This window comes from Proteus sp. G2300 (assembly GCF_009915965.1).
Classification (GTDB): domain Bacteria; phylum Pseudomonadota; class Gammaproteobacteria; order Enterobacterales; family Enterobacteriaceae; genus Proteus; species Proteus vulgaris.
The window spans coordinates 1-12,573 of sequence record NZ_JAABNK010000020.1 but is presented as its reverse complement, the minus strand read 5'-3'; the positions used below and the strand labels follow the sequence as shown (position 1 = coordinate 12,573).

Sequence of the window (12,573 nt, the reverse complement as noted above, 5' to 3'; positions counted from 1 at the left end):
GTGATCAAAAAAAATAAATTATTATCTATTTATAATCGATTGAAAAATACACAAATGCAGAGTGTTTTCCCACTTCTACTATTTTATTAGTAAAAGCAAGTTCAATTTGATAATTTAATATAGGTTCTCTTTTTGCATCTTTAGCATGATATATAAGATGATCGATATAATAAGGCTTATTAGGAGAAATAACATTTTCATCTTCATCTAAAATATAAAATCCTAATCCGTTAGAACTTCCAGACATCGAAAATAGAGCATCATTATTTGCTTCTAATCCATTAAATTGAATATTTAATACTTTCTTATCTATATCACTATATTGGCTAACACAACTCGATAATCTTATATAAAACTTCTTTCTTAAATTTTCTCTCTTTATCTTATTATCAATGGAAGATAATGATATATCTCCAAATTGGATATATTGGTAACGATCTTCCATTTCAATAGAGCAAGGGGATGCTATAATTGACCCAACTAATGATGCATTACCTTTGAAGACTTTTGGTTTTATGCCATCAAAAGCAAAAGAGACTGATGATACAAAAAATAGTACTCCCATCATATTTAAAATAGTCAGATACTTATTTTTATTAAATTTCATCATCTCATTACCATTATTTAAATATGTATAGGGGAAGATCCCCTATACATATATTGATGCATTATTCGTATGAAATACGGAAGTCAGCGATAGCAGAGAATTCGCCTTCTTTAACTTCTTTAGATGCATCAACTGCTTTAGCTAAAGCAGTAAACTCAAGTACGTTAGTACCTTGTTTATTACGCATTTTAGTCAAGATATCAGTAGCTTCGCCAAATTTGTAAGAGTCGATCGCGATACCAACATTGTTAGCTTTAGTTCTGTCAGTTGCTAACAGAGTATTAGTTGCATCTGCATATGAGCGTCCATCAAATTGGATTTTCATTGTTTTAACAGGCAACCAATCACCATTTTCGTCTTTTTTGAATTTGTCGAAATTACATTGTTCTAATTTAATAGTGAATGCTCTTTCTCTTTCATTACCTTGTTCTAAGAACACACGAGAAATCTCACCAAATTTAACGGTTTGATTTAAACTTTCGTCAGCAATATTACATGGCGAATCAACAACAGAACCAACGAAGTTAACGACGCCATTATTATCAGCAATAGAACCGAAAGATGCTAAAGATAATGCCACTGCAGCGCCAACGATGCTTAATTTCTTAAATGTCATTATGTATACCTCAAAAGTAAGTTAATATCTGACTATCGTCATTTTTTTTAAAATAGTAGAGCTTATCCTAATTAAATTAAGATATTTAAAACGTTTAACCCAAGAACCTAGCTATTATTAATGGAGTAATTAATTTTTATTTTTTAATTACCCACCAAATTTTGTTACGCACATACTATAACTTGAAATATTTCTTTTCAATTTGTAAAAAACTTAGGGATAAATAAAAAATAGTAATGATTTAAGAAAAAATAGAGGATTAAAAAATTTAACACTATCAAAAAAAGATCTATAAGAAGCGAAATAAACCAAAAACCGAATTAAGACAATCCGCATTAGATTGGAATATTATTTTATCAATACTCGCATTATGATTAAAAATAGAATTATAAACCATAAATTAAGATTATTCTTGTCCTTTGATATTCAATAATAAACAGCAAAGTTACACGTAAAATACGTAAAATAAACACCTATTTAATTTTATAAACAAAATAATAACAAACAAAATAACGAATAATTGCAAATCAAAAATAACGTTCAATATGAAAAAACGAGATAATCGCTAAAATCAAAAAATAAAATTCACTATTAAGTCTTTATTTATCTATCAAAATTAGAATATCAATATAATTTTATTTTCACACATATAAAAACAAGCACTTTTACGTAATTATTAATAGTTTCTTTTTTAGATAATCACTCAATCGACGTCAAATAAATGTAATAAAAAAATAATATTTAAATTAAATTGATATGTCATAAAAATAATAATACAAGAACACAATAATGCTTTACTTTCAGTCAGTGACTAAGCATATTAGGACTCTATCGCATCTCCTTCACAAAAAATCGTAAAATGAGGTCTGTTTAATGTGGATTGAATTTATTCATCAAGATCACATTTTTCATTCTTAGATATTCACTTAGAAAAATCAGGTGTTATTATTTGTTTTGTTAATACCTTTCAACTCAATCTGAGGCTTTGATGCTGGAAAATGTAATCATCTGATAATCAGCGTCCCGACCTTTTCAGGCCGGACTGGTTATCAATGCACAGAAATCGAATGCAAACACCACTGTGTGTTTGTAGGTTTTGTACATGATGATTAAACAGGTTTTCCCGTATGAATTTATCCCGTCAAGAACAGCGAACCTTACACGTTCTCGCCAAAGGTGGACATATTATTTACGTTCGTAATACCTCTGGCCACATCACCGCAGTTGAATGCTACAGCCACGAAGGTCTATTACTTAGCAACTGTACACTCGCCGTATTCAAAAAACTCAAGGCTAAAAAGTTGATCAAATCCATTAATGGTCAACCCTATCGCATTAATACTATCGGACTGAAAAACGTTCGCGCCCAATTAGATAACCGTTAAGGAAAGGATGATGGATATCCCACGTATTTTTACTATTAGCGAAAGTGAACATCGTATTCATAACCCATTCACACCTGAAAAATACGACACACTAGGTCGCGTGTTACGCATGAAGCCAGACTCACATATTCTTGATCTCGGCAGTGGCTCTGGAGAAATGCTCTGTACCTGGGCGCGTGATTACGGCATTACGGGTACTGGCATCGATATGAGCCCGCTTTTTACTACACAAGCAAAGCTACGCGCCAAAGAACTTGGCGTTAATAAACAAGTTCATTTTATTCATAATGATGCAGCAGGTTACGTCATGAGCGAAAAGTGTGATGTAGCGGCTTGCATCGGTGCGACATGGATTGCAGGCGGATTTGCCGGGACGATTGAACTACTGGCTCAGAGCCTTAAACCAGGCGGGCTCTTACTCATCGGCGAACCCTATTGGCGTCAGCTACCCGTATCAGACGAGATAGCTCAGTCCTGTGGTGTCAGCTCGCTGGCTGATTTTCTTACGCTTCCTAGACTTATCAGCGCATTCGATGAACTCGGCTACGATATAGTAGAAATGGTACTGGCAGATCAGGAAGGTTGGGATAGGTATGAAGCTGCGAAATGGCTGACTATGCGCCATTGGTTAGAGGAAAACCCCGATGATGACTTTGCACTAGAAATTCGACAGGAATTGACTATTGCCCCTAAACGCCACGTAACTTATACGCGAGAATACATTGGCTGGGGAGTTTTTGCACTCATGTCCAGATAAATTGAGCTAGGCGATATAGTTAAATAACTATATCGCTTTTTATTTATAAAAGTTTCTTCTGTACGAATAATATTTGACTTAAGTTAAATAGTGAATAGAGATAGATAACTATAAGATATTTTTACATAGAACAGGATGAGGCTGTATTATTAGAGCTCGTTTAATTGCACCGATCTGCTTTAATCAAACAGGACACTTTAATAATGGAATATAATCCAATTGTTGAGGTGTTAAATGAAAAAACGAACAAATAGATTTTATACCACGGAGTTTAAGCAAGAGGCGGTCGCATTAGTCACCGAGCAAGGTTATAGCGTGTCAAAAGCGGCAGCGTCTTTAAGGATCACCGATAAATTACTTTATAACTGGAAAGCAAAATTCGACGCTGAGCAATCCAGTAGCAGCTTGAATTCAGATGAGAGAGATGAGCTATTAAGGCTACGAAAGGAAAATAAAGAACTTAGGATGGAGAAAGAGATCCTAAAAAAAGCCAGCGCCCTCCTGCTAAAGAAAACCAAGTAGCGTTTAAAACGATTAAGCAATTATCTTCACAGTTTCCCGTGCTGAAGCTCTGCAAGTTAATGAAAACAAGCCGTTCTGCCTATTACGCTTGGCTCAAACATCCTGCAAAACTGATCACCGCAAAACAACTTAGCCTGTACCGCAGAGCTAAAGTTATCTTTGAACAGAGTCACAATAGCTTAGGTTATAGAACGTTACGTAAACGGTTATGCAAAGAGGGCTTTAGTATGAGTGCATGGCTTAGCGTGGTCTAGTCGTCACTCAGCGTATCGCCTACAAAATCACCACAAAACGCAAACACAGTGATGCGGTAGCCGATAATTTGCTAAATCAAAATTTTAATCCTCATGCGCCTAACGAAGTTTGGGCGGGTGATGTGACTTATTCAAAAACAGGGGAAGGCTGGATGTATTTAGCCATCGTGATGGACTTATATTCTCGCCGTACTGTGGGTTGGCACATCGATAAACGAATGATGGCAGATTTAGTCAGTAAAGCCTTGATGAAAGCGTATAACTTACGCCAGCCCGAAAAAGGCTTAGTCTTTCATAGTGATAGGGGATCACAATATACGAGTAAGCGCTATCGTCACTTACTGACAAGTTATGGTATTCGAGCAAGTATGGGCGATGTCGGAGCCTGTTGGAATAACGCCGTTGTTGAACGTTTTTTGGGTAGCTTAAAGCACGATTGGGTACTAAAAATCCCACAGCTGACTCGGAAACAGATGAAAGAAGATGTTACCGCGTATATGCGCTATTACAACCAAGAAAGGCTTCATACTGCCAACGGTGATCTGCCACCCATTGAGTATGAACAAAATTCCTTAAGAAAAGTGTCCTGATTTACTTGTGCAGAACATGTCATCCATTAAAACGTTCTACATACATGAGAGATTCATTTTTATGAGTCTCTCATGATTAAATTTGAAACAAAAAGGTATTGAATATCCCTCTAATAAAAATTAGAGATCATTATTGATATTATTCACTGTAAATCTAACAATAGGAGATACTCATTTTTCGTGTACCTTTATAAAAATACGGTTAACTAATAAAAATAGGTAATTTGACTTAATTTTTCCTTATAAATCAACGCTGTTACAATTTGAAACAAAATACATATTTTGTTACATATTAAAAATCCATGTACATTAGAACGGACTGGCTTTAGCGAGATTTCGGACATTTACGAAAGTGAATTGTGTAAATAAATACATCTATTATAAGAAACGAAAGCAGTAAATATCCTGTGAACAATTATTTTACGCTAAGTCACTTATCCTACGAGGATACAACGCCCTTTCTCTTCTGCCCCTTTCTTTACTTCCTTTCAAAATTACTTAAGCTACTCTTATCAAATCGCAGTGCGCACTGGCTGATTTTTATCGAAAGGACTTCAACAAAATGATTTTGTTGAGAAACGATTACTCTCTGTAAATTAAGGACTTGCCATGCCAACGCCATGCTATATCTCTATCGAAGGGAAAACCCAAGGTAACATCACTGCGGGTGCATTTACCGCAGAATCCGTCGGTAATATTTATGTTCAAGGCCACGAAGATGAAATGCTGGTGCAAGCATTCTCTCACGTAGTTACCGTGCCGACTGATCCACAATCGGGTCAACCTTCAGGTCAACGTGCCCATAAACCTTTCCGTTTTACGGTGGCATTAAATAAAGCGGTTCCTCTGCTGTATAACGCATTAGCCTCAGGCGAAATGTTGCCAAAAACGACCTTAAAATGGTATCGCACTTCGGTTGAAGGGAAACAAGAGCATTTCTTCACCACCACATTAACCGATGCGACTATCGTCAACATCGATTGCCAAATGCCACACTGCCAAGATCCAGCCAAATCAGACTTCACACAACTGATCGAAGTCTCTCTTTCTTATCGCAAAATTGACTGGGAACACACGGTTGCAGGCACGTCTGGCTCTGACGACTGGCGCGCCCCTCTCGAAGGTTAATCCTTCTTTTCACCTGCACACCAAGGTGTGTGGGTGTTTCTTTGTATTTTCTTAATGGATAAAACAAGCGGTAGCTTGCTCAGTGGATATTGGAGCGAATGATGTTTGCGAAAGATAAAAAAAATAATCTCACCTCTCAGCTTGGTGGATTAAAAAAGAAGGCACTCAATAAAGCGCAGGATCTAGCTATTGCTAAAGCAACATCGACACTTTCGGCCTCTACTCAGCAAACGCTCGCTACAGCTCAAACGGCACAACAAGGGCTTTCTCAAGCCTCATCAATGGCCTCTCAAGCCTCATCGCTTATTCCCGGCAGCGGTTTTGCCGGTGGAATAAATAACGACGATGTACCGGGGCTTACCTTCTCTGAAGGATTGGCTAAAAATAAAGCCTATGCGCAACTGTTAGATTCGCTATTAGGCGCGGTATCGCCTTCTGGTTTGGTTTTCACCTGCCAAATTGCTGGCTTACCGGAAAGCACCTTTCAAGTTACAGAATTTAATTTAAACGAAGGGTTATCACGTTTGTTTTCGCTGTCAATTAGCGCAGTCACGACTTTGCCTTTTATCGATTTTCAATCGCTATTGGGTGTGGCTTCATCGTTAACGGTTAAGCGTAATGGCAAAGAAGTTCGTACTGTACGAGGGATCTTAGCCGGTGCCGTACAAGGCAATACCGACGGCGTAAAAACGTGGTATCACTTCGATATTCGCCCTGAAATGTGGGTGATGACGCTTAATCAAGACAGCCGTATTTTCCAGCATAAAAAAGTGCCTGAGATTTTAAAAACGCTGTTGGAAGAAGCCCATATCAAAGCAGACAGCAAATTTTACCGTGATGATTTACACCAAAAACGCCCCTATACCACGCAAAAACGGGAATCTGCCTATACATTTTGGTGTCGTTTAGCCTTTGAAGAAGGAATTAATTTTTGGTTTGAAGAGAACCAACTGTTTTACAGCGATGAACATATGGGCATGACGGCGGGGATTCACCTGACCTATAACCCGCAAGCTGAAAGCGATATTACAGATAGCACAGCGACCACATGGCAATACGGTGAATATCTCTGTGTGGATGAAACCATTCAAAAAGATAATAATTTTATTCGCCCTTCTTACCCATTAGCGCATCAAGCCAAACTAGAAAAAGGCGGTCAACATAGCGTGTTCGAAAGCTATGGACGCTTTCAAGAAGATGCGCAAGCTGCCCCTTTAACTGCCATTCGTTTTGAACAACTGCGCAACGGCAGTCGTGTTGGACGTGCCAGCACCAACTGTTTTGCCTTAATGCCGGGCAAGATTTTCTCGCTGAGCAATCACCCTAGTTTAATGATGAATGATAACTGGCAAGTTATTCAAGTTTCGCATCATGGCGTGCAGCCGTTAGCGGATAACAGCGGTGGCGAAGGTACACAGCTTTCTAATAGCGTCGAATTTATTCCCGGCACACAAGAATGGCGACCGCCACATCATTACAAACCGACGGCGGATGGTGATGAAGTTGCCACGGTGGTAGGCCCTCCCGGTGAAGAAATTTACGTCAACGAAGTGGGTGCCGTAAAAGTCTATTTTCATTGGGATCGCTATGGCAAGCCCGATCACAGTGCCTCGTGCTGGGTGCGTGTGGCAATGGGTTGGAGTGGCAATGGCTATGGTTTTTCTGCTGTACCCCGTATCGGGCAAGAGGTGATTGTCTCTTATCTTAATGGCGATATTGATAGACCGATTATCACAGGGTGCACCTATAACGGTCGCAACGCCCCCCCGCTGAAATTTCCTGAAAATATGACTCGCACAACAATCAAAACTAAAACTCATAAAGGCGATGGTTTTAACGAACTGCGCTTTGAAGATGCCGGTGGCAAGCAAGAGATTTTTATTCATGCACAGAAGGATATGAATACGGTGGTGCTCAACAATCGCACCACACATGTACTTAATAGCCACGCTGAGATCATAGATAAAAATCAAGAGATGCAGGTAAAAGGTAATCGCACAGAGACCATCAAGGAAAATAACACCGAAACCGTCGGTCAACATAAAAAAATCAGTGTGGGTAATACATTAGCCATCGATGCAGGCGATGCCCTTGAACTGCGTTGCGGTGCCAGCGTGTTAAGAATGGATAGTGCAGGCCATATCACCATTAATGGGACGGAATTTAGTTTTGAAGCCTCAGGTCCGGTGCAGATCACAGGCAAAGATGTCGATATCAACTAGGGGTTTTGGATGTTAGCTCACATTATTAACCAGACTCCTTTTCCTCATTTTTCCTTTGAAAAACTGGGGTATAAAGATGAGCATTGGCAAACTATTGCGGTAAAAGTTACTTGTGATTTTGATCCTCTCACGGGCATGTGTGACATTGCGGATGAGCAAAAGTCGCTCATTATGGCGGATGTTTACCGAACAACGCCTGAAAATAGCAGTTTATTGCACGAAACAGATCTTGTGTCTTATAAGCCCAATGCTGAAATTTATCTTGTGGGTACTGCTCGAACATTAGATGAAACGCCTTTGGCTCAGTGGGAAACCGAGTTCTCAATAGGTCAAATACACAAGAAGTTGACTATCAGTGGCCCTCGTTATTGGGAGCATCACCATGATTGGCAATTAAGCTCTCCACAGCCCATTTCTGCCTTACCGCTTATTTATGAAAATACTTATGGTGGCAAGAATAGCCATCAAAAAGCTTATGAGAAAAACCCTGTTGGTTTAGGTTGGTATGAAAATCGCTATCTTGATAAAGCGCTTCAATACCCAGCGCCTCAAATTCACTATCCCTTTTCAGAGCAAGTATTTCAGCTGAATAAACCGTGGGAGGTTGCAGGCTATGGGCAATATAGTCGTTGGTGGCAACAACGATCACAATTTGCGGGTACCTATAAAGACAAATGGCTCAATCACATAAAACCTTATTATCCTGATGATTTTAAGTCTGATTTCTTTATGAGTACGCCCGTTGACCAACATCAACAAGGCTTTTTTGTAGGCAATGAACGCCTCTCACTGAGTGGTTTCTTTGCACAAACGCCTCGTGTAGATCTTGCTTTGCCTAATATTGGTTTTGTCGCCATTCCTCATTTTTCTCATTCAAAAACGCCCTATGAGTTATTAGCGCTAGACACAATATGTGTGTCGCTTGATGAACAAAAGCTATACCTCACATGGCGTTATCGCCAATTGATCTCGACGATGGAAAGCACGCTGCAACTTCAAGCTTATAAGTTGTAATAAGGATATTACTCATGACAAAAAAAATCGTCGGGAATAAAAATGCCGATTACTGCGTTATCGCCACAGGTCCTGATGTTTGCCAAGTCGGCAATGTTGTTGTTCCTTTTGACAGCTTTCAGCAACTCAGTGCAGAAAAAACCTATGTTTCCACGGTACGCGTGAATGGTGTACCGACATTAACCGTGGGAAGTGTGATTAAAGGAACACAAGGAAATACGGGCTCTGGCATTATTTCGGGCACCAGTTTAGGGCGTGGGAACTGCGTTATTACTAGTGGCTCACCAACCGTGCGTTTTTGTGGACAATCGGCGGCTTTTCATGGCTCTGACGTCTTGATGAACAATAATAATGTACCAGGTCGCCTCTATTCTGAAGAAAAAGCCCGACAAAAAGCCAATGAAGCTACCGAGATTTCTGCTGAAGCACCGCCTAAAAAAAAACGTCCAGAGGAGATGACCTATCAAGAACTGAAGCGCTTGATGGACGATACATACCATGAAGCGGAATTAATTGGCGGAGAAAACTTACCAGATACCACCATAGGTGCAGGAAAAGGCTTTTTAAATGGTTTAATTGGTTTGGCTGAAACCGTTGCCAAAGCCAATGCCGTCAGTGCCTCCTATCAAATGGAATCGCAAGCCTATGGTCCAGCAACATGGTTTATGTCAGAAGAAGGAAAACAACAATACGCAGAGACAATGACGTCACTTGCTCATGAAATGCGCAAAGAGGAAAACTTACCCCAATTTGAACGGCTAAAGTACGACAACCAAGCACAAGAATCAGGCGCCTTAATAGAAGAAGTGGGTGAATACGTTTTTCTCACTAAAGCGGCAGCTGGCTTACTACAAAATGGCATTAAAGCATTACCTCGACTCATTAGAAAAGATCCACCTCCGCCGAAAGAAGTCACGGTAATAACAAAACCGCAAGGCGAAAACAGTGCCAATATAAAACCCAATAAATCCTGCAACAATAAAGCGGTCTGTGAATCCGATCCTGTGAACGTTGCCACAGGTGATTTTATTCAAGTTTGGGATGTGCTCTCCCTTTCAGGGCTTTTACCCATTTCATTACAACGAACCTATCGTTCCACAGGCTCCTCCTCTGGATTATTTGGCCCCAAATGGACAGATAACTGGTCGATATTCTTAGAAATTCAATCAGAGAATATTATTTATCACAATGAGGAAGGGGCACAAATCACCTATCCTTATACGGATAATCACCTCAATATCCGTAATGTTTATTATCCCCATGTTCTACTCTCTGGTGAGATAGAAGCTAACATTGGTTTATTCGATAATCGCACCCAGTTGACGCATCATTTCAACCATATCGATGGTTCTTATCGACGTCTCTCTGCCATTACAGATAATAATCATCAACGCATTGATTTTATTTACAACGAACAACACCAATTAATCTCTGTATCGCGTAATGGTATTACTGCGCTTTATTTGAATTACCATTCTCATCAATTAAACCATATCACCTTAGCTAATAAGGTTATCTCTCAGCCTTTAGTGACTTGTCAGTATGATAAACAAGGTTATTTAAGTGAATGTAATGCCTACCAGCAAAATCACTTATGGCATGAATATACTGCCGAAGGTTTTATGTCTCGTTGGCATGATACAGATCAAACGGATTATTACCTCGAATATGACAAATACGGCAGAGCGATAAAAAACAGCTCACCCTCCGGCTATTGGTGTGGTGGTTTTATTTATGATGATATTCATAAGATGACCACCTATTTCAACAATGAAGGTGAGCAAGCTTACTATTATTATAATGATGCCGGTCTCGTTACACATGCGATTGATGCATTAGGGCGTGAAACCAAAACACAGTGGCATAATAATCAAAAAATAAGTGAAACCAATGCATTAGGGCAAACGACGTCTTATCTCTATCATTATGATGGCAATATTGCGCAAATTACCTTTCCTGATGAGCGATCCATTGAGTATCAATATAATACTCAAGGTCAGTTGATAGAATATGTCTCCCCCTTTGGTGATAAATGGCAACTCACCTACGACGATAAAGGTAATTTAACCACAGTTACCGATCCACAAGGTCGCCAACAAGCCTATGAATACAGTCAACATGGTGAACTACTTAAAGCTATTCAGCCGAATGGTGCGCAGTGGCACTATGAATATAACCAAGCGAATCAATTAATAAAAAGCACCAACCCTTATCAACATAGCTCGGAATACCAAAGTGATGAGCTAGGTCGATTACTGCAAGTCACCAATGCACTAAACCACACCACTCGCTATCAATACAGTAAAGAGCATGATGGTGTTAACGGCAGTCTCAGCGATATTTTATTGCCTGATGATATCCATCAACATATTGAATATGACAGCGAACGCCGAGTTGTTGCTGTCACCGATGGCGAAGGCAAAACTACGCGCTATCGCTATGGTCCCTTTGATTTATTACTCGCCACCATACGCCCTGATGGGACGGAAATTCGCTTTGAATATGACTCACTTACACGACTCAAAAACGTCATCAACGCCACCGGTGATGTCTATTCTTATAAGCGCGATAAAGCCGGTCAAATTATTCGTGAAGTGGATTTTGCTGGACGTGAAATTCAATATCGCTACGACCGCTTAGGGCGACGTATTGCGACTCGTTATCCGGATAATCATGAGCTACGTTATCATTATGATGAGACAGGATTAGTCACCGAACAAAGCATTTGGCTTGCTGATGATATTGAGCATAAATGCCTTTCTACAACCACGTATCAATACAATGAACGTTTGCAACTTATTCGTGCCACCAATCCTGATTCGGTGGTGGAATTTGAGTATAACGACCAAGGACATTTATGTTGCGAGCGTATTAATGGACAAGAGATTACGCATCAATGGGATGAGAAGCACGATATTCTCACTCAAACCCGCTTTGGTGAGCGTGAGCTTAATTATGCCTTTGGTCAACTTCATGAACTGACTTCCCTGCAAGTCAATCAACATGCCCCTTTGCAATTTAGCTACAACGCCTTAGGACAAGAGTTTTTACGCCAAAGCAAAGCGGGTTTTGCTAATTCTAGCCATTACACCGCCACCGGATTATTGGCCCATCAACGTGCAGGACGGGGAACGGAGTCCTTTTTACAGTCATTACACGATAATCCACTTCAACCACCTATTTCGACCGATGTTCATCGAGGTTATCAATACGATAAAGCCTTTAATCTGGTCAATATCGATGATGCTCGCTGGAACCGCACACAATATCGCTATAACGCCAACGACCAAATTGTTGAAACCCAATACAGCAACCAGTTTGAACGCCAAAGCGAGAAGTTTCAGTACGATAACAATCTCAATATCACAGAGCATCAGTTTATTCCATCTGATGCGCATGGTGCGTTTTTACAACTGGCGCAGCAGCAACAAAAAGGCCGTGTCACTCGCCGTATCACCGCCAAAGGTTATCAAGACTA

At 39.8% G+C, this 12,573-nt stretch carries 8 protein-coding genes and 1 pseudogene; 7 read left to right on the top strand and 2 right to left on the bottom strand.

Annotated elements, in window-relative coordinates:
- Nucleotides 1-25: 25 nt before the first annotated feature.
- Nucleotides 26-610: a fimbrial protein gene (locus GWI97_RS09645; protein WP_052038572.1), complete on the bottom strand. Its 585-nt coding sequence runs from the start codon at nucleotides 608-610 to the stop codon at nucleotides 26-28.
- 58 nt (nucleotides 611-668) lie between these two features.
- Nucleotides 669-1,223, bottom strand: coding sequence for a fimbrial protein (locus GWI97_RS09640; RefSeq protein ID WP_087803827.1), 555 nt, complete (start codon nucleotides 1,221-1,223; stop codon nucleotides 669-671).
- A 1,127-nt stretch (nucleotides 1,224-2,350) separates the two neighbouring features.
- Here GWI97_RS09640 and GWI97_RS09635 point away from each other — a divergent pair.
- The 7 genes and pseudogenes from GWI97_RS09635 to GWI97_RS09605 form a co-directional block, all read left to right on the top strand.
- Entirely contained in the window at nucleotides 2,351-2,608 is a 258-nt protein-coding gene (locus GWI97_RS09635; protein WP_087803828.1) for a YjhX family toxin, read from the top strand.
- A 10-nt stretch (nucleotides 2,609-2,618) separates the two neighbouring features.
- Nucleotides 2,619-3,365 carry an SAM-dependent methyltransferase gene (locus tag GWI97_RS09630; RefSeq protein ID WP_036939802.1) on the top strand — a complete coding sequence of 249 codons (747 nt, stop codon included), beginning with the start codon at nucleotides 2,619-2,621 and terminating at the stop codon, nucleotides 3,363-3,365.
- Nucleotides 3,366-3,599: 234 nt separating this feature from the next.
- Nucleotides 3,600-4,731 (top strand): annotated as a pseudogene (locus tag GWI97_RS09625) (IS3 family transposase).
- Between the two features lie 609 nt (nucleotides 4,732-5,340).
- Nucleotides 5,341-5,859 carry an Hcp family type VI secretion system effector gene (locus tag GWI97_RS09620; protein WP_036939804.1) on the top strand — a complete coding sequence of 173 codons (519 nt, stop codon included), beginning with the start codon at nucleotides 5,341-5,343 and terminating at the stop codon, nucleotides 5,857-5,859.
- Between the two features lie 101 nt (nucleotides 5,860-5,960).
- Nucleotides 5,961-8,081, top strand: a complete 2,121-nt coding sequence (locus GWI97_RS09615; protein WP_161751942.1) for a type VI secretion system Vgr family protein — start codon at nucleotides 5,961-5,963, stop codon at nucleotides 8,079-8,081.
- A 9-nt stretch (nucleotides 8,082-8,090) separates the two neighbouring features.
- Entirely contained in the window at nucleotides 8,091-9,095 is a 1,005-nt protein-coding gene (locus tag GWI97_RS09610) for a DUF2169 family type VI secretion system accessory protein (RefSeq protein ID WP_161751933.1), read from the top strand.
- A gap of 14 nt (nucleotides 9,096-9,109) precedes the next feature.
- The coding region (locus tag GWI97_RS09605) for a DUF6531 domain-containing protein (RefSeq protein ID WP_161751932.1) at nucleotides 9,110-12,573 on the top strand (3,464 nt) is incomplete at its 3' end.

Excerpts from the sequence above, each read along its gene's own strand:
- GWI97_RS09620 (WP_036939804.1), top strand. The coding sequence starts at position 5,341 with ATGCCAACGCCATGCTATATCTCTATCGAAGGGAAAACCCAAGGTAAC.
- GWI97_RS09615 (WP_161751942.1), top strand. The coding sequence starts at position 5,961 with ATGTTTGCGAAAGATAAAAAAAATAATCTCACCTCTCAGCTTGGTGGA.
- GWI97_RS09640 (WP_087803827.1), bottom strand. The coding sequence starts at position 1,223 with ATGACATTTAAGAAATTAAGCATCGTTGGCGCTGCAGTGGCATTATCT.
- GWI97_RS09610 (WP_161751933.1), top strand. The coding sequence starts at position 8,091 with ATGTTAGCTCACATTATTAACCAGACTCCTTTTCCTCATTTTTCCTTT.
- GWI97_RS09645 (WP_052038572.1), bottom strand. The coding sequence starts at position 610 with ATGATGAAATTTAATAAAAATAAGTATCTGACTATTTTAAATATGATG.
- GWI97_RS09635 (WP_087803828.1), top strand. The coding sequence starts at position 2,351 with ATGAATTTATCCCGTCAAGAACAGCGAACCTTACACGTTCTCGCCAAA.
- GWI97_RS09630 (WP_036939802.1), top strand. The coding sequence starts at position 2,619 with ATGGATATCCCACGTATTTTTACTATTAGCGAAAGTGAACATCGTATT.